This window comes from Mesorhizobium sp. M1406 (genome assembly GCF_040317555.1).
In the GTDB taxonomy this organism is placed as follows: Bacteria; Pseudomonadota; Alphaproteobacteria; order Rhizobiales; family Rhizobiaceae; genus Mesorhizobium.
The window spans coordinates 303819-323784 of the sequence record NZ_JAMYKW010000001.1; the positions used below are offsets into that span (position 1 = coordinate 303819).

At 62.9% G+C, this 19966-nt stretch carries 17 protein-coding genes and 1 pseudogene; 8 read left to right on the forward strand and 10 right to left on the reverse strand.

The window, feature by feature from the left end; genetic code table 11:
• Positions 1-1566: a phytoene desaturase family protein gene (locus NKH03_RS01555; RefSeq protein ID WP_352966821.1), complete on the reverse strand. Its 1566-nt coding sequence runs from the start codon at positions 1564-1566 to the stop codon at positions 1-3.
• A complete protein-coding gene (locus tag NKH03_RS01560; protein ID WP_352966822.1) occupies positions 1553-3172 on the reverse strand; it encodes a phytoene desaturase family protein in 1620 nt (539 codons plus the stop codon). Before NKH03_RS01560 ends, NKH03_RS01555 begins: the two co-directional genes overlap by 14 nt.
• Before the next feature lie 339 nt (positions 3173-3511).
• Here NKH03_RS01560 and betI point away from each other — a divergent pair, with 339 nt between their 5' ends.
• The 4 genes from betI to NKH03_RS01580 all read left to right on the forward strand — a co-directional run bounded on the left by betI (position 3512) and on the right by NKH03_RS01580 (position 7827).
• Complete coding sequence (gene betI, locus NKH03_RS01565) at positions 3512-4219, forward strand: transcriptional regulator BetI (protein WP_352871842.1); 708 nt, start codon at positions 3512-3514, stop codon at positions 4217-4219.
• A gap of 30 nt (positions 4220-4249) precedes the next feature.
• Positions 4250-5332 carry an ABC transporter substrate-binding protein gene (locus NKH03_RS01570; RefSeq protein WP_352966824.1) on the forward strand — a complete coding sequence of 361 codons (1083 nt, stop codon included), beginning with the start codon at positions 4250-4252 and terminating at the stop codon, positions 5330-5332.
• Between the two features lie 111 nt (positions 5333-5443).
• A complete protein-coding gene (locus NKH03_RS01575) occupies positions 5444-6520 on the forward strand; it encodes an extracellular solute-binding protein (protein ID WP_352966826.1) in 1077 nt (358 codons plus the stop codon).
• Complete coding sequence (locus NKH03_RS01580; RefSeq protein ID WP_352966828.1) at positions 6517-7827, forward strand: flavin monoamine oxidase family protein; 1311 nt, start codon at positions 6517-6519, stop codon at positions 7825-7827. Before NKH03_RS01575 ends, NKH03_RS01580 begins: the two co-directional genes overlap by 4 nt.
• Here NKH03_RS01580 and NKH03_RS01585 read toward each other — a convergent pair.
• From NKH03_RS01585 to NKH03_RS01595, 3 genes are read right to left on the reverse strand one after another with little or no spacing between them, the layout of a single operon-like run.
• Positions 7791-8864, reverse strand: coding sequence for an ABC transporter ATP-binding protein (locus tag NKH03_RS01585; RefSeq protein ID WP_352966829.1), 1074 nt, complete (start codon positions 8862-8864; stop codon positions 7791-7793). The genes NKH03_RS01580 and NKH03_RS01585 overlap by 37 nt on opposite strands.
• Before the next feature lie 37 nt (positions 8865-8901).
• Positions 8902-9726, reverse strand: coding sequence for an ABC transporter permease (locus NKH03_RS01590; protein WP_352879197.1), 825 nt, complete (start codon positions 9724-9726; stop codon positions 8902-8904).
• The gene (locus NKH03_RS01595; protein WP_109665225.1) at positions 9723-10640 is read right to left on the reverse strand and encodes an ABC transporter permease; all 918 of its coding nucleotides are present in this window, start codon (positions 10638-10640) and stop codon (positions 9723-9725) included. Before NKH03_RS01595 ends, NKH03_RS01590 begins: the two co-directional genes overlap by 4 nt.
• A gap of 271 nt (positions 10641-10911) precedes the next feature.
• Between NKH03_RS01595 and NKH03_RS01600 the strand changes: the two genes are divergently transcribed.
• Entirely contained in the window at positions 10912-12333 is a 1422-nt protein-coding gene (locus NKH03_RS01600) for an aminotransferase (RefSeq protein ID WP_352966973.1), read from the forward strand.
• Between the two features lie 202 nt (positions 12334-12535).
• Here NKH03_RS01600 and NKH03_RS01605 read toward each other — a convergent pair whose 3' ends face one another.
• A complete protein-coding gene (locus NKH03_RS01605; protein ID WP_352966830.1) occupies positions 12536-13738 on the reverse strand; it encodes an aromatic ring-hydroxylating oxygenase subunit alpha in 1203 nt (400 codons plus the stop codon).
• 494 nt (positions 13739-14232) lie between these two features.
• On the opposite strand from NKH03_RS01605, the pseudogene NKH03_RS01610 reads away from it, so the two are divergent.
• Positions 14233-14642: pseudogene (locus tag NKH03_RS01610) on the forward strand (hypothetical protein).
• Between the two features lie 115 nt (positions 14643-14757).
• Here the strand turns inward: NKH03_RS01610 and NKH03_RS01615 are convergent.
• Positions 14758-16845: an ATP-binding protein gene (locus NKH03_RS01615; RefSeq protein ID WP_352870688.1), complete on the reverse strand. Its 2088-nt coding sequence runs from the start codon at positions 16843-16845 to the stop codon at positions 14758-14760.
• A 79-nt stretch (positions 16846-16924) separates the two neighbouring features.
• The gene (locus NKH03_RS01620; RefSeq protein ID WP_352870753.1) at positions 16925-17698 is read right to left on the reverse strand and encodes a response regulator; all 774 of its coding nucleotides are present in this window, start codon (positions 17696-17698) and stop codon (positions 16925-16927) included.
• 46 nt (positions 17699-17744) lie between these two features.
• Here NKH03_RS01620 and NKH03_RS01625 point away from each other — a divergent pair, with 46 nt between their 5' ends.
• Positions 17745-18446, forward strand: a complete 702-nt coding sequence (locus tag NKH03_RS01625) for a winged helix-turn-helix domain-containing protein (protein WP_352966831.1) — start codon at positions 17745-17747, stop codon at positions 18444-18446.
• A gap of 72 nt (positions 18447-18518) precedes the next feature.
• On the opposite strand, the gene NKH03_RS01630 is transcribed toward NKH03_RS01625, so the two are convergent.
• Positions 18519-18686, reverse strand: a complete 168-nt coding sequence (locus tag NKH03_RS01630; RefSeq protein ID WP_352870690.1) for a hypothetical protein — start codon at positions 18684-18686, stop codon at positions 18519-18521.
• Positions 18687-18741: 55 nt separating this feature from the next.
• Positions 18742-19074 carry a hypothetical protein gene (locus NKH03_RS01635; RefSeq protein ID WP_352879182.1) on the reverse strand — a complete coding sequence of 111 codons (333 nt, stop codon included), beginning with the start codon at positions 19072-19074 and terminating at the stop codon, positions 18742-18744.
• A gap of 355 nt (positions 19075-19429) precedes the next feature.
• Between NKH03_RS01635 and NKH03_RS01640 the strand changes: the two genes are divergently transcribed.
• Entirely contained in the window at positions 19430-19885 is a 456-nt protein-coding gene (locus NKH03_RS01640) for a L,D-transpeptidase (RefSeq protein WP_352870692.1), read from the forward strand.
• Positions 19886-19966: the final 81 nt, after the last annotated feature.

Genomic DNA, 19966 nt, shown 5'->3' on the forward strand with positions numbered 1-19966 from the left:
CTATCCCTTCATCGCAATGATTCGCCGCGCGGCGTTGAGGCCAGGAGCGCCGGAAACGCCGCCGCCGGGATGCGAGCCGGCGCCGGCCAGGAACAGCCCTTCGACCGGCGTATCGTAGCCGGACCAGCCGGACATGGGGCGCGAGACCAGCATCTGGTCGGCCTGCAATTCGCCGTGATGCCAGTGGCCGCCCGGCATGCGGTAGCGTATCTCGATGTCGGCCGGCGTCAGAAGCTCGGCATGGACCACACTCTTGCCGATACCAGGCGCGTGAGACTCGAGCTGCGTCATGATCGCCTTGAGGAATTTCGGCTTGCCGGAAGCCCAGCCCTCCTTCAGCGCATAGGGCGCATATTGAACCACCGCGGACAGCACGCAGGCGCCGTTGGGCGCGAGCGATGGGTCAGCCACGCTGGGTAGCGTGATCTCCATCACCGGCTCGGGCGAGAACTCGCCATATTTGGAGGGATTGAAGGCGCGCTCGACGTGATCGGGCGAGGGGGCGATAACCAGCCGGCCCTTGCGGCCGGCGGCATCGACGCCGCTGAATTGCGGCGGCCGGTCGAGTGCCAGATTGAGCTTGGCTGCATCGCCCTTCATGCGGATGTTCTTCACCTTGCGGACGAAGCCGGTGTCGATCTCGCGCGGTCCGACAAGGTCGAGGAAGGTGGTGGCCGGATTGATGGCGGAGACGATCGTTCTCGCGCGCAGCACCTCGCCATTTTCGAGCGCGACACCGACGGCGCGACCTTTCTCGACGATGATTTTTGCTACGGGCGCCGATGTGCGGATTTCGACGCCAGCCTTCTCCGCGGAGGCACGGATGGCGACGATAACCGCGCCCATGCCACCTTGCGGCAGGACCTGCGCGCCGGCTGTACCGCCAGCCTCGCCGGCGAGGCGATAGTAAAGGCCGAGCAATGAGGTCGGCGAGCGCGGGCCGAGGTGACTGCCAAGCGTCGCATCGAAGGCGAGCAGGCCTTTCAGCCTGACATCGGCAAGCTGCTCGTCGAGCAGGTCGGCGACGTTCATCAGCAGCACGCGCAGGAAGTCGCGCATGTCTTCCTTGCCGAGCTTTTTCAGCGCCAGCGCGGTCTGGCCGAGTGAAGCGGTCTCGATCAGCGACATGCCGGCGAGATCGGGCGGCCGGCGGGAGAGGAACGGTTTCAATATGCCGGCATAGCGCAGCAACTGGGCGCGCAGGTCCTTCCAGGCCGATTGCTCGGAGGGACTGGCGCCGGTCAGCACCTCGCCATACGCGCCATGCAGGACAAGCGACGGGCCGTCCTTCGACAGCGCCACCGACGGCATGAAATCGGTGCGGGCGACCCGCAGCCCGTGCATTTCCAACTCCAGCGTCTTCACCACATCGGGATGCAGCCGGTTCAGCAGATGGGCGATCGAAGAGACCCGAAAGCCCGGTGCGAATTCCTCGGTGCGTGCGGCGCCGCCGACCTCGCTTCCAGCTTCCAGCACGAGCACCTTGCGGCCGGCTTTCGCCAGCGTGGCAGCGGCGATGAGGCCGTTGTGGCCACCGCCAATGACGATTGCATCAAATGACGTCATGGGCCGGGCTCATGTGGGAGGTCGATTTGGCAAGATCGCGCAGGATTTCCGCCGCCGCATTGCGGCCGGGCGCGCCCATGACGCCGCCGCCAGGATGGGTCGAGGAACCGCACATATAGAGCCCACTGAGCGGCGAACGGTACTGCGCGTAGCCCGGCACCGGCCGGTTGAACAGCAGTTGGTCGAAGGTCAGTTCGCCCTGGAAGATGTTGCCCTCGGTGAGGCCGACTTCCGCTTCGATCTCGCGCGGCGTACGCACCTCCATGTGGACGATGCGGTCGCGAAAGCCAGGCGAGTATTCAGCGATCTGCGAAATCACGCTTTCGGCGAAACCGTCGCGGTCGGCATCTGTCCATTCGCGGCCGTTCACCTTTGGCGGCGCGTATTGCACGAAGCAGCTCATGAAATGCTTGCCGGGCGGCGCCATGGTTGGGTCGAGTGTCGTCGGGATGACCATGTCGAGGAACGGATCGGCCGACCAGCGGCCGTCCTTCCAGTCGTCATAGGCGCGCTCCATGCGCTCCATCGAATCGGTGAAATGCATGTCACCGCGATAGACCGGCGAGTCCTTCGGCAGCGCCGGGAATTCCGGCAGCGAATCGAGCGCGATGTTGACCTTGCCGGAGGAACCGCGGATCTTGAAGTTCCTGACCCGGCGCAGGAAAATGTCGGGCAGTTCCTTTTCCTCGACCAGTTTCAGGAAGGTGCGCTTGACGTCGGCGTTGGAGACGACGAGCTTGCCGTAAATCTCCTCGCCGCCGGCCAGCACGACGCCCCTGGCCTTGCCGCGCTGGACGAGCACATGGTCGACCTCGGCGCCGGTGCGGATGGTTCCGCCGGACGCCTTGAACGACGCGGCCAGTGCCTTGGTCACCGCGCCCATGCCGCCGCGCGCATAGCCCCAGGCGCCGACAGAACCGTCGACCTCGCCCATATAGTGGTGCAGCAGCACGTAAGCCGTGCCCGGTGACATCGGCCCGAGTGCGGTTCCGATGATGCCAGACAAAGCGAAGTTCGCCTTGATGACATCGGTCTCGAAATACTCGTCGAGAAACTCGGAGATCGACATGGTCCAGAAGCGCAGCGTCAGCGCTATTTCCTCAGTCGACAGATCGGCGAATTTCTTGCCGAGATAGAGCAGTTCTCCGATGTCGCGGGGCCGCAGGCTGGTCGGATCGGGGGCAGTGCGCATCAACAGCGGCTGGATAAAGCGGCACTGTCGCGTCACGTCGCGGGCGTAGCGGTCGTAGGCTTCGGCATCGCGCTTGGAAAAGCGGGCGAACTCGCGCCGGTGCGCGTCGTGGTCTCGGTAGTTGGCGAGGTAGTCGCCGTCGCGAGTGAACACCGCGCCGCCTTCGTAGGAGATGACCTGCAGGCCGAAGCGCGGCAGTTCGAGGTCGCGCATGATCTCCGGCCGGAACAGCGAACAGACATAGGAGCAGTTGGAGTAGAGGAAGCCCGGCGTCAGTTCCCTGCTGGTGGCGGCGCCGCCGACCCAGTCGTTCTTCTCGACTACCAGCACGTCGAGGCCCGCGCGCTGCAGGTAGCAGGCGTTGACGAGGCCGTTATGTCCGCCGCCGATGATGATCGCATCCCAAGCTTTCATTTTGGCCCAGTTCTCGTGTGCGACCCGCGCTCATTTTTGCGTGATCTGTTCCCGAATGCGCGGAATTTGGCACGAGGGTAGCCATTCTGTCCAGCCGTACTGAATGAATGTTCAACAAATGATATTGCGTTTTCGCTGCCATGCGTTACGCTTTGCCGGCGTTCTAAAGTTCTGAAATCGGCTGACGAGGACGACATCCGATGATCGAAACGGCAGATAGCGGCCGCAGTCTATGTCGACAACAACATACGAACCTGGGAAGCGATGCAGAAGATGCTTGACAGTGGTGAGCACCGTCCCACTCATCTTCGCGGTCGAAAGCCGGTTGGATAGCCGGCGATGCTGGAGACCATCGGACCCATGAAGACAGCAGTCGCCAGGGAAGCCCTCCTTGATTCGGTGCGGAAAAGCGAGGCTGAAAAGCGCGGACGCAAGGCCTCGAAGGAGGTCAGGCAGCTTCAGCTCATCGAAGCGACAATCGATTCCCTGGCCAAGCGCGGCTATTCGGAAACGACGATGGCCGATGTCGCCGACGGCGCCGGCCTGTCGCGCGGCATCGTCAATTTCCATTTCGAGAGCAAGGAAAAGCTGCTGATCGCGACCTTGCAGCATATGTATGACGAGTACTCGGCGCATTGGCGCAATGCCTTGCAGAAGGCAGGCGATGACCCCGCCCATCAGCTTCACGCTCTGGTCTCCGCCGATTTCGACCGTTCGATCTGTAACAAGCGCAAGCTGGCCGCATGGTGCGCGTTCTGGGGCGAGGCCAAGTCGCGGCCGACCTATCAGGCGCTGAGCAGCGCCCGCGACGCCGTCTATCAGACCATCTTCATCGACCTGTGCGTGACACTCAAGCAGAGCGGCGACTATGCCTATGAGCCGCAGGTCATGGCCCTGGCGCTCAGCGCCATGCTCGAAGGGCTATGGCTGCGGCTGATGATGGGGACCGAGGACACCACCCGCGAGACCGCCTTGCAAGCGGCCAATGAATTCCTGTCGGCGGCATTCCCGAAACACTACCCGCTGAAGGACGCGACGAAACCATAAGAAAATCAGAACACGGAGGATGGAACAGCAATGAAGACATTGGCTCGACGGCTGACATTGACCTTGGCGCTGGCTGGAACGCTGGCGGCATCGGCCGCGGCACTTGCGGTCGCAGCCGACAAGGACCTGATCGTGTTCGACTGGTCCGGCTACGAGGACCCCAGCTTCCATCCGAAATATGTCGAGAAGAACGGCGACTCGCCGACCTTCGCCTTCTTCGGCGACGAGGACGAGGCGTTCGAAAAGGTGCGCTCCGGCTTCAAGGCCGATCTCGGCCATCCCTGCTCGCAGAGCGTGGTTAAATGGCGCGAAGCGGGCCTGCTCCAGCCGCTCGACACGTCGAAGATCACGGGCTGGAAAGATCTCAATCCCGGCATCATGGCGATGAAGGATCTTGCCACCACGCCGGATGGCAAGGCGTGGTTCATGCCCTGGGACTGGGGCAATACCCAGCTCACCTACAATACCTCCAAGATCGACGCCAAGGACGTGCAATCGCTGAAGGCTTTTGCCGATCCCAAATTCAAGGGCAAGGTATCGATCGGCGACAATGTCGACGACGCCTATGCGCTGGCCAGCCTCGCCATCGGCCTCGGGGACTGGAACAAGATGACCGACGAGCAGTTCAAGCAGGCGTCGGATTTCCTGCGCCAGGTGCACAAGAACGTCCGCTCCTACTGGACCGACACCACCGATGTCGTTCAGCTGTTGAGCGGCGGCGAGGTCGACCTCGCCTGGGCCTGGAATGACGCAACCGTGCAGTCGGTGGCAGCCGGCGTGCCGATCATGGCGAAGAAGGACACCGACGAAGGCATCTCGACCTGGGTCTGCGGCTATGTGCTGTTCAAGGACGTGCCCGGAAACGTCGACAAAGCCTATGATTATCTGAACGCGGTCAACGATCCGGAGACGGCCAAGGTGCTGGTCAAGGATTGGGGCTATGGCCAGGCCAACGCCAGGGGCATGGCCGGCGTCGACCAGGCGGTGCTGAAGGAAAAGGGCTATGACGATGTGCAGAAATTCGTCGACAAGACGCTGTTCCAATCGCCGGTACCGTCGGACCTCAAGCTCAAGATGATCGCCGAGTTCGAGAAGATCAAAGCCGGTTACTAGCCCCTTTCTGGGTGTCCCGCCTGCGCGTCGATCGAGCGGCAGGGCTCGCAAAAGTCTGGGAATTCTCCTAACTTTGCGGTGACGTTTTCGCGACCGGGGGAATTCTCAGCCATGAAATCGATGCTACGCCGCCTTGCCCTTGCCGCCGCATGCATGATCGGCGTCGGCGTGGTCCATGCCTTCGCCGAGGGCGGCGGCGACCTCGTGGTGTTCGACTGGTCGGGCTATGAAGATCCGTTGCTGCATCCGGCCTACACCGCCAAATATGGCGCCGAGCCGACCTTCGCCTTCTTCGGCGACGAGGATGAAGCGTTCGAGAAGATGCGCGCCGGCTTCAAGGCCGACATCGCCCATCCCTGTTCGCAAAGCGTGGTCAAATGGCGCGAGGCCGGCATGTTGCAGCCGCTCGACACGTCCAGGATATCAGGCTGGAAGGATCTCAATCCCGGCATCATGGCGATGAAGGATCTCGCCGTCACCGCCGACGGCAAGGCCTGGTTCATGCCGTTCGACTGGGGCAACACCTCGCTGCTCTACCGCACCGACAAGGTGACGACAGAACAGGCGCAGTCGCTGAAGGTCTTCGCCGATCCCAAGTTCAAGGGCCGCGTCACCATCGGCGACAATGTCGATGACGCCTACGCGCTGGCAAGCCTGGTGATCGGCCTCAAGGACTGGACCAAGATGACCGATGCGCAGTTCCAAGAGGCATCCGCCTTCCTGCGCGATGTGCACAAGAATATCCGCTTCTACTGGACCGACGACACCGACCTCAACCAGGCGTTTATCGGCAATGAGATCGATCTCGTCTGGGGCTGGAACGAGACCTTCGTGACGCTAAAAGGGCAAGGGATGCCGATCGCCATGAACCGCGACACCAAGGAAGGCATTTCGACCTGGGTGTGCGGTTATGTGCTGATGAAGGACGCGCCTGGCAAGCTCGACGAAGCCTATGAATTCCTGAGCGCCGTCAACGCACCCGACGTGTCGGACTACCTGGTCAAGAACTTCGGCTACGGCCATGGCAACGGCGCCGGCATGGCAGCGATCGACCACAAGGTGCTGGCCGAGCGCGGCTTCGACAATCTCGACGAGTTTCTCGACAAGACGCTGTTTCAGCAGCCTGTGGCGCCGGAGCTCAAGCAGCGCATGGCCGCCGAGTTCGAGAAGATCAAGGCCGGCTATTGAAGAGCGAACAGGAAAGAACCGATGTCGTCATCGTCGGCGCCGGCTTCACCGGCCTGTCGGCGGCGCTTGAGCTGAAGGCAGCCGGCATAGATTTTCTGTTGCTCGAAGCGGGCGACCGCGTCGGCGGGCGGGTCGAGTCCATGGAGATCGGCGACGGCGAGCGTGTCGACAGCGGTGGTCAGTTCCTGTGCGAGGATATGCCGGCGCTGATGGCGTTGGTCGAGGAGCACGGCAAGACGCTGGTCGAGACCTATGTAGACGGCGAATTTATCGCCCAGCCGGCGATGTCCGCGGGGGAGGCGGCACAAACCTATGTCGGCTCGATGGCGATCCGCGATCGCATGAATGCTATCGCGCCTGATGATCCCGATATCGCCGGCTTATCAGTTGCCGCCTGGCTCGATCGCCAGGGCGACCCCGAGGACGCCAAGGCAGCCTTTCGCTCGATGATCGAAGGTCTGTGGTGCCAAGCACTGGAGAAGCTGCCGCTTTGGCACCTCATCGACAATGATCGCCGTATTACCAACGAGGTGTCGGAGCTGCAATATTTTCTCGCGGAGACGATGCATTCGCTGGCGGAGGATTTGGCTCAAGATCTGGGCGTCCGGGTGCGGCTTGGCGCGCATGTCACGCGCATCGAGCAAGGCGCAAATGGCGTGTCAATCCATGCCGGCACGGGTTCGATAAAGGCTCGTTGTCTGCTCGTCGCCGTGCCGCCAGTCATGGCGTCGAGGATCGACTATTCGCCGCCACTGCCGGCGGTCTTGGAGAAAGCACTCGGTGTCTGGCGGAGCGGTACGGTGATCAAGATGCTGGTGCGCTATCCCACCGCCTTCTGGCGAGCCAAGGGCTTGAGCGGAATGGTGATGTGGCGCGACCAGCCAGGTTTGTTCGCCTGCGACGCCAGCAAGGATGACGATCATCCGGCGCTGGTGGTTTTCATTGGCGGTCCATCAGCCATCGAATGGCGCGGCTTTGGGCAGGAAGGCCTCCGCACCAGAATTGCGGCGCGTCTCGCTGCGGCTCTCGGTCCAGATGCTGCGAAATGGCTCGGCTTTGCCGTCCGATACTGGTTCGACGACAATGGCAGCGTTGGCGGCTACAGCGACCTCATCGTCGACGTGGATGCGACCGACGCCGAGCGTACCATCCTGGCCGGCGCGCCGCCGGTGTATTTTGCGTCGTCGGAACTGTCGCCGTCATTTCCCGGCTATGTCGAAGGCGCGATCGTTGCCGGGCGCATTGCCGCGCGAAGAATCACCGCCGAGCTTCAATCGGCCATCGCCACCAAGGCCTCGGGATCGTAGGCGAGGCGGATCGAGGTTCCGACCGGGATGTCATCGGCACCGAAATCGTTGGTTTCGGTCACCGATAGCGGCTTTTCCAGTCCCGGTATCTCGACGATCAGATGGGTGATCTCGCCGAAATAGTGGCGTTCGACCACCTTGCCGGCAACCTCGAACTTCGCTGTCGCATTGTCCCACAGCACGCGTAGGCGCTCCGGCCTGATGCCGAGCGTGGCGCCGCCGCCATTGCGGACAAAAGCCTTGGGCTTGTCGGTCTTGATCCGGCCGAAGCCAAGCGTGTCGACAACCAGCGACGCGCCGTTCTCCTCGACGATCCGAGCCTTGACGAAATTCATGCCGCCGAGGAAGTCGGCGACCTGGCGGGTGACCGGCCGCTGGTAGATTTCCTTGGGCGAGGCGACCTGTGCGATCCGGCCGCCGAACATCACGGCGATGCGGTCGGACATGGCGAGCGCTTCATACTGGTCGTGGGTAACGAGCACGAAGGTGATGCCGACCGCCTGCTGCAGGCGGCGCAGTTCGACCTGCATCTGCTCGCGCAGTTTCTTGTCCAGCGCCGACAATGGCTCATCGAGCAGCAGCACCTTGGGCCGCATGACCAGAGCGCGCGCGAGCGCGACGCGCTGTCGCTGGCCGCCGGAAAGTTCTGTCGCCAGGCGCTTGCCGAAGCCGGTCAGCGAGACCTGCGCCAGCGCCTCCTCGACCCGGCGCTTTTCCTCGCCGCCCTGCAGCTTCAGCCGCTTCAGCCCATAGGCGACGTTCTGTTCGACATTGAGATGCGGGAAGATCGCGTAGCTCTGGAACACCATGTTGGTTGGCCGGCGATTGGCCGGGATGCCCTCCATCGGCTGGCCGCCGACAGAGATCGAACCGCTGGTCGGATTGTCGAAGCCAGCGATCATGCGCAGCAGCGTGGTCTTGCCGCAACCGGACGGGCCGAGCAATGAGAAGAACTCGCCTTCCCTAATGGTCAAGGAGGCGTCGTCGAGCGCCTTGAACGCCCCGTAGCTGCGGGTGACGCTCTTGATCTCGATCATGGATCGGTCGGATTGGGGGCGCAAGATTTGGGGCTGCTCAGGCATAGAGGCCTCCCTCGTTCCGGGTGCGTCTGGCCGTGCGGCGACGCAGGGTTTCGGCGACGGTCATCAACAGGAAAGAGGCAACCAGCAACAGTGTGCCCAGCGCCAGCACGCCCGGCAGCTTGGCCGCGAAGCGCAATTGCCCCCAGATGTAGATCGGTAGCGTCGCCTCGGTGCCGGTGAGGAAGAAGGCGATGATGAACTCGTCGAGCGAGATGGTGAAGCAGACAAGCAGGCTGGAGATGATGGCAGGTGCCACCATCGGCAGCGTTACCCGCCGGAAGGTGCCGAAGGCGCTCTCGCCGAGGTCGGCGGAGGCTTCCTCCAGGCTGCGGTCGAAGCCTTCGAAGCCGGAGGTCAGCACCGTCATCGAATAGGGAATGCAGACCAGCACATGGCCGAGCACGACGGTGAACAGCGACAGGCTCAAACCAAGCTGCAGCATCACCAGCAGCATCGAGATGGCGACGATGACTTCCGGCAGCACCAGCGGCGCCATGATCAGGCCGTTGATGGTGCGACGGCCGGGATAGCGGTAGCGGGTGATCGAACGGGCGGCGAGGATGCCGAGCACAGTGGACAAGACCGCTGCCGACATCCCGACGATCAGGCTGTTCCAGGTGGCGTCGAGCAGTGCCGGCGTGCGCGGCAGGTCCTCATACCAATGCAAGGTGAAGCCGGTGAGCGGGAATTTTGGTGTCGCCGCCGTGTTGACCGAGAAGATCGGCAGGAAAATGACTGGCAGATAGAGGAACACGACGTAGAGAAATGCATAGACGGCCAGCCAGCCGCCGGACAGGAAGCGCCGCACCGCACTCATCGCGCCAGCCTCTGGACGGCACGGATGATCAGCACCGTGGCGCCGGCCATCAGGGTCACGATCAGCATTGTGGTGACGGATAGGGCGGCACCCAGTGGCCAGTTGGACGCCTTGCCGAACTGCGCCTGGATGGCATTGGCGATCATGACGCCGTCCTTGCCGCCGACAAGCTTCGGCGTGACGTAGTCGCCGACGGTCGGGATCATGACGATCAGCGCCGCCGAGATGACGCCTGGCGCCGACAATGGCAAGGTCACGCGCAGGAACGAGCGCAGCGGGCCGTCGCCGAGATCGGTGGCCGCCTCGACCAGCGTGCGGTCGACTTTTTCCAGCGAGACGAAGATTGGCAGGATGGCGAAGGCCGCCCAGGCATGGGTGAGCGTGATGATGACGGCGCTCGAATTGTAGAGCAGGGCTGTCGACGGCTCGTCGATGATGCCAAGACCCATCAGGCCGGAATTCAGGACGCCGTTGTAGCCGAGGATGACCTTCCACGACATCACGCGCAGCAGATAGCTGGTCCAGAACGGGATGGTGATGAGGAACAGCCAAAGGCTCTTGTGGCGGCCGCCATGGAACGAGATGAAGTAGGCGATCGGATAGGCCAAAAGGACTGTGAGCAGGCTGACCGTCAGCGAGATGTAGAGCGAGCGCCACAGCAGATCACGGTAGATCGGCTCGGTCAGCGCGACGCGGTAGTTTTCCAGCGTGAAGGTGCGGTCGATGGTCAGGTAGTGCTGCGTCCAGAAGGAATGCGCGATGACCACCAGGATCGGCAGGACCAGAAGAATGAGTGCGTAGATGAAGGTCGGGCTGATCAGAGCGAGGCCCTGTACGGGTTCGGACTGCAGAAGGGCATTTCGTCTGGCCCGCGTCATGCGCAACGGGGGCGACCCTTCCGCGGCCGCCGTCATTGCCAGGCTCCGCGGGACAGGGCCCCAGGTGAGATCTCGGTTGCTGGCCTGGATTGTCCCGCCATGCGGCATCCCATTGTGCTGGCGCCGGCTGCTTTTTCCCCTTGCCGGCTTTCTTTCATCATGCGCGCATCCTTGGATTGAAATCAAGCGCCAATTCTGAAATATTGATTGAACGAACATTCAAAATGAAGTGACGAAAGCCGCTGTTTCCGATGCTTGGCATCTCATTTCATGACGGATGAATTCTGTGAAGCAATGTGAGGCGATGATGGCTGCGGCAAGAGACCTGAAGGCGACCGAGATGGCCGGCGGGGAGCCCGGCGACCATGCCGTCGAACTGGCCAAGCGCCATCTCGTCCAGCCTTGGCCGTTCGCCGGTTCGGTCGGCACCGAGGCTCGCGCGCTGATCGGCGAGGGCGACGGCATCTACATCACCGACAGCACCGGCAAGCGGCTGATCGACGGGCCCGCCGGCATGTGGTGCGTCAATCTCGGTCACCGCCGCGAGGAGCTCGCCAAGGTGATGTACGACCAGGCGATGGCGCTGTCCTACAACACGCCGTGGTACACGATGAACGCGCCGTCGGCGGAGCTTGCCACGCGCATCGCCGGCCACGCGCCGGGCGACCTCAGCCACGTCTTCTACACCACCGGCGGCTCTTCCGCGGTCGAAACGGCGCTGCGCTTCATGCAGTTCTACAACAATGTGCGTGGCCGGCCGGAAAAGAAGCTGATCCTGAGCCGCGGCGGCGCCTATCACGGCTCGACCTATCTGTCGGCCTCGCTCAACGGCCGCCCCCGCGACCGCGACTGGATGGACGGTGCCGGCGAACTGGTCATCAAGCTGTCGTCGCCCGATCCGTTCCGTCGTCCGCACGGCATGAGCCTTGCCGCCTTCGCCGATTTCCTCGTTGATCAGTTCCGCGACACCATCGCCCGTGTCGGCGCTGAACGGATCGGTGCTTTCGTCGGCGAACCGGTACAGGCATCCGGCGGCGTCGTGGTGCCGCCCGATGGCTATCTCAAGCGCATCCGCGAGATCTGCCGCGACAACGACATCCTCTATGTGTCGGACGAGGTGGTGACGGCCTTCGGCCGGCTTGGCCATGTCTTCGCCTCGGGCGAAATGTTCGGCATCGATCCGGACATGATTACCTTCGCCAAGGGCGTCACCTCGGGCTATTTCCCGCTCGGCGGCGTCATCATCTCGGAGCGGCTGCTGGAAGAGCTGCGCCGGTCAAACCACCCCGATGCAATGTTCGGTCACGGCCTGACCTACACCAGCCATCCCGTCGGCTGCGCCGTGGCGTTGAAGAACCTCGATCTGCTGGAAGAGGGCGTGCTTGCCCACACGCAGGAGGTCGCGCCTTATTTCCAGGCGCAGCTGAAGACGCTGGAAGATCTGCCACTGGTCGGCGAGGTGCGAGGCCTCGGACTGATGGGCTGCGTCGAATGCGTGGCGGACCGCGAAAGCAAGGACCCGCTGCAGCTCGACAAGGATGTGGGAAAACGCATCGACGCCCATTGCCATGAGCTCGGCCTCCTGGTCCGGCCGCTGATCAACATGTGCGTGATGTCGCCGCCGCTGGTCATCACGCGCGAGCAGATCGACGACATGGTCGGCATTCTGCGCGAGGGCATTTCACGAACGATGGATGATCTGAGGAAAGAAGGCGTGTGGCGGGGGTAACTCCCTTCTCCCCGTTCTACGGTGCCGGCAGGCGGATGAGGGGCGGCGTTGGCGATTGGCCGCATCCGCTGCAAAGCAGTCGTCTGTCGAGGCGACAATTTTGCAAGTTCGGCGCTGCCCCTCACCTGCCAGCCGGCATCCTCTCCCGTAGAACCGGGAGAGGGGCGCTCTCATCGGCGATTTCGCCAACCACCAACGTCGTCTACGACCGCGACCTCAGCGCGTCGTTCAAGTTCCACATGTCCTTCTCCTCGGGCGCGGTCTCCAGGCCGAGCACCGGCAGCATCTTGCGCAGGTGGTCGTGGTGGGTGCGCACGCCGTATTCGAGGTCCGAGAGATAGAAACCCTCGAAGGCTTCGGACAGCATGGATTCGTTCGACCACACCGACAGTTGCACATCTTCCGACATGGTGTCGCGGTCGATGCGGAAGGAGAGGTAGCGGGCGGCGGCCTGCTCGCGGCTTTCGTCGCGGTAGCGGTAGATGGCGCCGCGCAGCAGCGTCTCACCCGTCGACAGTGGAAATTCCTGATAGAACTGTACCGATTCCGGCATCACCGAAATGACCGCATTGGGGAAGATGCCGTAATAGACCCAGGCCTTCTTCAGATAGTCGGGCAGATGCGCCGGCTCGGGCGCGATCTCGACGTAGTTCTTGACGCTCCAGCGCCGGCCGGCATGCGGGTTGTAGGTGGCGAATGAGCGCGAGACGCCGTTGATGAAGGGCTCGTCGAAATAGGTCGCGCCATAAAGATCCTGCAAGGCGGGATGCGCCATGGCGACGTGATAGCCCTCATTGTCGACATCGCGCACCGACTTCCAGTTGACCGGGGTCTTCTGGCTCCAGATGCCCCAGGAGGGCACCATGTCGGCGGCGTTGTAATGCGCGAATTCGGGTTCGATCGGCTTCATCAGTTCGGCGACCGAGGGCTGCGGCCCGCCATTGCGGAAGCGGATGAAGATAAGGCCCATCCAGACCTCCAGATCGAGCGGCATCAAGCCGAACTCGGTCTTGTCGAGATCGGGGAAGGAGCGCGGGCGCGCGGCACCGCGCAGCGTGCCGTCCAGATTGTAGACCCAGCCATGGAACGGGCACACCAGCGCGTTCTTGCAATTGCCCTGGCTGTCGGCGACGACGCGGCTGCCCCGGTGGCGGCACATGTTGTTGAAGCCGCGCACGACGCCATCCTTGCCGCGCACGATCAAGGCGCGTTCACCGACAACGTCCATGGTTAGATAGTCGCCGGCGTCAGGCACGTCCGAAACGTGTCCGACGATCTGCCAGTGATTGCGGAAAACATGCTCCTTCTCAAGCTCGAGAAGAGCATCGGAATGGTAACTCCAGCCCGGGAGCCCCCGCCGGTCCCAATCGTTGGGGATCGCCACGTCACGGAGGTGCGGGTTCATAAAACGTCTCTTCCTTTTATTGAATACTTATTCAATAAAAGCATATTTCTTATTGAAATGCAATGGCTTGTGAAAATTAGACGGTTTCCGCAGTGGAATTTTCATCTCGTCCGGAGCCGAAATCCACTCAGCTGTAGGCCCGGAAAGTCCCGGAGAATCCCGGGTGTTAGTCGGGGTTTCAGGGGACACTGTACCGACCCGACTTCGGAAGCGAAGGGGCGCAGGACCAGGCGCTTTCCCGAGGGCGAAAATGGCTTCGCTATTCTCCGGCCGGTTCGCTGATTCACAGGCATTCGGATCAGCACAGTCGGCGGAATCGGTCGAGAGTCGCTGTCGGGATGAAGAACGCATCAGCGCGCCCGCTTTTGCCCGATTCTGCCCGAAATGCTGTTTCCAACTCGTTACATTGTCAGTCATGCGCCACCGTTGCCTTGTTACAAAGCGCGGCTAAGTTCGTTTCATCACCAAAAAGAAACTCAGCGAAGGGGAAGGCAATGCATGCGAAAATCCAGACGATCCGCGGCGATTGCCGCCTTCAGGCTCCAGAGCGCAATGACCGCCGTCCGAAGCTGGCGCTGCGCCAGCGGGCCAGCGACCACCCATGGCGATGTTCATGGTGCTGGCTGCTTGCGCCTTCGTCGGCATGGCGTTCATGCCGACAATCGGGCCGGCCTTCGCTTCGTTGAATCCGCCGGCCAACCTCATCGACGGCGCGCAGACGACGAGCAGGACCGCGCGTCTGCCGATGCCGGTGACCGACTTCGCCTGCAAGGGCCAGGCCTGGGGTGCCGAGAGCATCGATTGCCTGCACGCCATCGCCGAGCAGTCCGGAGCGCACAAGACCCGTGCGATACGCATGATCGCCAACGCCGCGCCGTTGACCGGCACGCCGAACATTTTCTGATTTCCGTCGAAGCATGATCCCGAACCGGTTCCCACTTTGGGATCATGCTCTGAACTCCCCGAGCGCTCCCTCCAGGCGCGCTCTTCTTCGGCCCCCGCCCCCGGGGGCCTCCTTTTTATCCTTTCAAGGCCGCCTGTTCGGCGATGGCTGACAGCACACTGCGCACATCCAGCGTACTGAACGGCTTTTCCAGGATCTGCGGCCGCTGCTGCGCGGGCAGGGCCTCGATTTCGGCTTTTGCGCCGATCAGGTCGCCGGTGACCAGCACGAAACGCCGCGCCAGGTCAGGCTTTTCGGCGAGCAGCTCGCGATAGATCGATATGCCGCTGATGCCGGGCATGCGCAGGTCCGAAAAGACGATGTCGGGCGGCATGTGGCCGCCCAAGGTGGCCGCGCCCGATTCCCAGACCGGAGCGATCCGCGACTTGATGCCCATCAATTCGAGAATGTCGGAGAGCGAGCCGGCGACATCCGGCTCGTCGTCGATGATCAGGGCATGGCGCAGGCCGCTCGATCGCGGCTGGTTGTCGCCAACAGTGGCGAGGCCGGCTACAATGGCGGGCAGCTGGACGACGAAACGCGCCCCCCTCGGCATCGCTTCCTCGAACCAGACATTGCCATTGTGCCGCTCGATGATCGATTTCGAGATCGACAGGCCGATGCCGGTGCCGACGCCGACCGGCTTGGTGGTGAAATAGGATTCGAAGATGCGGCCGCGGATCGCTTCCGGCACGCCGGGCCCATTGTCTTCGACCGAGAAGCAGGGGTGACCCCGGTCGCTGCGGAACGTCCGCACCTTGATCAGCCGGTCGCCGGCAATGCCGGCCAAGGCGTGTTGGCTGTTGATGAGGAAGTTGGCCGCCACCTGCGTCACGTGGTCGGCGTCGGCCATGGCCAGCAGCGGACCGGCGGCGAAGTCGGTGTCGATGATGATGCCGCTGGAGCGCGCGCCATAGGCGGTCACTTCCAGTGCCGCCCGGATCACCTGGTTGAGGTCGGTCTCGGCTTGCGCCGCCGGATGAAGCCGGACCATCGACAGGAAGCTCTTGACGATGCGGCCGCAGCGCTCTGCGGCCGCGCGCACTTTCTCGGCGCGCACCTTGGTCTGCGGATCGGAGGCGAATTCGTGCAGCAGCGTCGATTGCGCCACCACGACGGCCAGCGGGTTGTTCAACTCGTGCGAGACGCCGGCCAGCAACGAACCCATCGCCGCCATCTTCTCGTTCTGATGCAACTTCTCGCGCTGACGGCCGATCTCCTCCTCGGCGCGCAATTTGTCGCGCAGGTCGCGGATGGAGCCGAAGATCAGGCGACGGTCCGCGACCCGCATCTCGGTCGCCGTCAGTTCGATCGGGAACACTTCGCCGGCGGCGTTCTGGGTCACCGTCTCGAGCCGTTGGCCGACCATCGGCGCGCCGCGGCCGGACATGTATTCGGCCCCCGAAGCATAGCCCTTTCGGTAGTAGATCGGCACGATGGTATCGAGCAGGTCCTTGCCGAGGATGTCGCTGCGCTGGAAGCCGAACATCTTCTCGGCGGCCGGATTGAATTCGATGATCGAGCCGGTCTCATCGATGACGACGATGGCGTCGAGCGAGGCCTGCAGCATGGTGCGGCGAATGACCTCGCTGGCATGGGCTTCGGAGGGCGAGTGCTCGATGGCGTCGCCGATGGCGAGTGCGATGATGTGCAGCGTCGCTTCTTCCTCGTCGGTCCACTCGCGCTCGTTGACGCAGTCATTGACCGCCAGCGTGCCCCACAGATGGCCATGCGCGAAGACCGACACCGACAGGAACGACTTGATGTTCTGCTTTTCGAAGTCGGTCCTCAGAAAGCCTTCGAGATCGCGCGTATGGCCAGCGAAGATCTTGCCTTGCCGTTCGTCCTCGGCCAGCCGCTCCAGCAGCGGATCCGAATTGACGACCGACTGCATGATGACGGTCGGCGACGCCAGTTCGCCGCCGAAAAGAGGGTCGATCCAGTAGGCGGCGACGGATTGGGCGAAACCCTGGCCGGGCAGCTCGCGCAAGCGAAACAGGATGCCGCGCTGGCAATCCATGGCCCGGCAGAGCGTTTCCAGGATGCCGTCCATCTCGCGCTGCCAGTCGCCGGCCTCACGCAGCCGGCGAACGACACGCACGGCCGCCATCGCCGCGCCCTGCCTGAACCCTTGCATATCCGTGCTTGCTGCCTCAGCGATCATCTTGTGCCGTCATTCCGGAGTCGTGCCAATTCGATCGGCGAGCAATTGCTGCGAATCCTAACCCCTCTGGCCTCGCTGCTCAGTTGCCGTCGCCGGTCGGCAGCGAGAAGATATAGCCCTCGCCGCGCACCGTGCGCAGGAATTTTGGGTTGGCCGGGTCGGTCTCGATCTTCTTGCGCAGCCGCATGATGCGAATGTCGACCGCGCGCGACGATTCCGGGTCTTCGGTGAAGCCGATCGCCTCGGAGATCGCGGCGCGGGTCAGCAGCCGGTTGGCGCGAGTCAGGAAAACCTCCAGCACGTCGAATTCGCTCTTGGCCATGTCGATCACCGCGCCATTGGCGCCGGTGACCAGCCTGCCGTCGAGATCGGCCTGGAAAGGGCCGAAGGCAACGGCACGGCGATCGGTCCTGGCCTTCTTGTCCTGAAGCTCCTGCGGCTGGGGAACCCGGCGCAACACGCTGCGGACCCTCGCCAGCACTTCGCGCAATTCGTAGGGCTTGACGATGTAGTCGTCGGCACCGAGTTCCAGCCCGACGATGCGGTCGAGCGCGGTGCCGGCGGCGGTCGCGTAGATGATGCCGATCGGCAGTTTCGAGCGCAGCCAGCGGCCGAGCGAGAGGCCGTCCTCGCCGGGCATGGCGATGTCGAGGATGGCGAGATGGAACGACTGCGTTTCAACGAGGCTGCGCGCGGCGGCGGCGCTTTCAGCCGTGACCACGTCATAGCCGGCGGCGCCAAGATATTCGGCGACCGCGTCCCTCAAATCGGGCTCATCCTCGACGATGACAATTCTTGCCCGCACGATGTTTTCGCTCCCACTTTCAGTGGAAAGTAGATTGGGTATAAACATGATGTCCAGCACTCATATCCGGTTGCCAGGGAACGGTTTAGAAAACATGGCCGCACGATCGATCATCGCGCTTGTTTCCGTTGCCGAAGTGGTCGCGACCGAGCTCGCCGACCATCTTGAGCGGCGCGGCCATGATGTGCATCAGGCGCGCCAGCCCTGGGAGGCCGAATCGCTGCTGTCGGGAAAGGGCATCGATGTCGTCGTCGTCGGCGACAGTCTCAGCCAAGCGGAGGGGCGGGATCTGCTCCGGCGTTATGGTGGCCAAGGCGGGGGCGGCGAGGGCGGGCCGGATTTCATCCTGATCTGCCGGCCGGCCGATCTCGTCGACAAGGTGCTGGCGCTGGAGCTTGGTGCGGCCGACGTCGTCGAGAGCCCGCTCAATGTCAGGGAGCTGGCCGCCCGTGTTGGCGGCCTGCTTTCGCGACGCGGCAGGGGCAACCAGGAACTGATCGTGCTGGAGAACGCGACCGTCGATCTGAGGTCGGCCATGGTCATGCATCGCTCCGGCACGGAGGAACAGCTCTCGCCGGGTCAGGTGGCGCTGCTCAGGCTGTTCCTGGCCAGTCCGCGCAAGGTGCTGACGCGCGATGATATCATCGCCGCCGCACCGGCGGAAAACGCCGACGCCTTCGATCGCTCGATCGATTCGCGCATCGTGCGGCTGCGCCGCAAACTCGACACCGAAACCATCACCACCATACGCGGCGCCGGCTACCGCTTCGATCCGCCGCGGCAGTTCGCCGACTGATTGCCGGGCGCCGACGCAGTCGCTTTTGGTTGGCATCGGATTTTCCATCTCTGGGGCCGATGCTCCTGGCGCTCAGCGTACCAGCAGAAGCGACGGCCCCACCGGCATGTCACCGCCCATGGTGAGCTCGCTGGCATGGGCGCGGTCCCTGAGCAGCACGGTGACAAGGCCGGCAAAGCCGAGCAGACCCTGTGCGTAGAGCAGTGCCGACAGCACCGAAGCGGCAAATTTCGTTTTCATCGTAGCAGTTCCCCAGAAATGCCAATTCTTCAAAATGAATGTGTTGCGGGTCGCTTCAGGACACCCCCGAAGTGCCCGCGCCGCCCACGGAACCCCCCGTCTCGGCGCGGGCCTTCGGTCCTCTCGGCAGCAAGTTGCCGGAGGGGCCGCGCAAACCCGTCAGCCTAAGGCCGACCCGCCAGAGGGCCTTGAGCCGGGCAATGCGCAGGCTGGAAACAATCCAGACCGAGGCGAAAAACAGTGCGGCATGCAGCGTCGAAATCTCGCCTGAAGTCATCGCGCCGAGCCTTGCCAATGGGGTGCCGGCAACCGTGCCGACGCCACCGATGACAGTTGCCGCGATGCTGATCCTGAGAAGCCAGGACAGCGCGTTCGATTTCGTTCCCATGTTTCGTTACCGGCTGTTTTCGTTGCGTCAACCTTGCTTGCGGCGCGTATCCGGATCATGCCGCTCGAAGCCGCGCTTTGTTGCAATTCGGTTTCGAGATCGTCGGATTTTCTTCGTATAGTGACAATTCGCACTTTCGTTTAGAGGCGGATACCCATGTTCCCGACTTCGGCCTAGCCCGCCGGACTACGGAACCGCTCTTATTGGGCTCTAGGAAGGGCTGCACTTGTTAACCAGTGGAAACAGATTCGAAACACAAACGAGTGTTTTGCGAAATCTGCTCGAAACATGACGTTGGGATAAGCAGCCATCGAATTGGAGCCGGCTGGACCGGCAGAGAGAGGGGAACATCATCATGCATACCGCCATTGCCGCCAAGCTCATCAACATCACCGCAGCCGCCTTGACGGGTGCCGCACTGCTGTTTGGCTCGGGAGCCGCGCACGCCGCCAACAAGATCGTGGCGCGCGTTTCGCTTTCACAGCAGATCATGGAAGTCTCGGTCGACGGCCGCCCGACCTTCGCCTGGAAGGTTTCCACCGGCGATCGGGCCCATGTGACGCCGACCGGCTCGTTCAAGCCGACCCGCATGCATGAGATGTGGTACTCGAAGAAATACGACAACGCCCCAATGCCGCACTCGGTCTTCTTCAGCGGCGGCTACGCGGTGCATGCGACCTATGCGATCAAGCGTCTCGGCCAGCCGGCTTCGCATGGCTGCGTGCGGCTGCATCCCGACAACGCCGCCGATTTCTACCAGCTCGTCGAAACCTTCGGGGCGACCAACACCAGCATCGTCATCGTAAAGTAGCCTGACGGGGTCGCTGCCTTCGGCCCATTGCGCCGAAGCCGTGGAGCGACCGTCAGAAAAAGAGGCCGGAAAAATCCGGCC

Excerpts from the sequence above, each read along its gene's own strand:
- NKH03_RS01555 (WP_352966821.1), bottom strand. The coding sequence starts at position 1,566 with ATGACGTCATTTGATGCAATCGTCATTGGCGGTGGCCACAACGGCCTC.
- NKH03_RS01560 (WP_352966822.1), bottom strand. The coding sequence starts at position 3,172 with ATGAAAGCTTGGGATGCGATCATCATCGGCGGCGGACATAACGGCCTC.
- betI (WP_352871842.1), top strand. The coding sequence starts at position 3,512 with ATGCTGGAGACCATCGGACCCATGAAGACAGCAGTCGCCAGGGAAGCC.
- NKH03_RS01570 (WP_352966824.1), top strand. The coding sequence starts at position 4,250 with ATGAAGACATTGGCTCGACGGCTGACATTGACCTTGGCGCTGGCTGGA.
- NKH03_RS01575 (WP_352966826.1), top strand. The coding sequence starts at position 5,444 with ATGAAATCGATGCTACGCCGCCTTGCCCTTGCCGCCGCATGCATGATC.
- NKH03_RS01585 (WP_352966829.1), bottom strand. The coding sequence starts at position 8,864 with ATGATCGAGATCAAGAGCGTCACCCGCAGCTACGGGGCGTTCAAGGCG.
- NKH03_RS01590 (WP_352879197.1), bottom strand. The coding sequence starts at position 9,726 with ATGAGTGCGGTGCGGCGCTTCCTGTCCGGCGGCTGGCTGGCCGTCTAT.
- NKH03_RS01595 (WP_109665225.1), bottom strand. The coding sequence starts at position 10,640 with ATGACGGCGGCCGCGGAAGGGTCGCCCCCGTTGCGCATGACGCGGGCC.
- NKH03_RS01600 (WP_352966973.1), top strand. The coding sequence starts at position 10,912 with ATGGCTGCGGCAAGAGACCTGAAGGCGACCGAGATGGCCGGCGGGGAG.
- NKH03_RS01605 (WP_352966830.1), bottom strand. The coding sequence starts at position 13,738 with ATGAACCCGCACCTCCGTGACGTGGCGATCCCCAACGATTGGGACCGG.
- NKH03_RS01615 (WP_352870688.1), bottom strand. The coding sequence starts at position 16,845 with ATGATCGCTGAGGCAGCAAGCACGGATATGCAAGGGTTCAGGCAGGGC.
- NKH03_RS01620 (WP_352870753.1), bottom strand. The coding sequence starts at position 17,698 with ATGTTTATACCCAATCTACTTTCCACTGAAAGTGGGAGCGAAAACATC.
- NKH03_RS01625 (WP_352966831.1), top strand. The coding sequence starts at position 17,745 with ATGGCCGCACGATCGATCATCGCGCTTGTTTCCGTTGCCGAAGTGGTC.
- NKH03_RS01630 (WP_352870690.1), bottom strand. The coding sequence starts at position 18,686 with ATGAAAACGAAATTTGCCGCTTCGGTGCTGTCGGCACTGCTCTACGCA.
- NKH03_RS01635 (WP_352879182.1), bottom strand. The coding sequence starts at position 19,074 with ATGGGAACGAAATCGAACGCGCTGTCCTGGCTTCTCAGGATCAGCATC.
- NKH03_RS01640 (WP_352870692.1), top strand. The coding sequence starts at position 19,430 with ATGCATACCGCCATTGCCGCCAAGCTCATCAACATCACCGCAGCCGCC.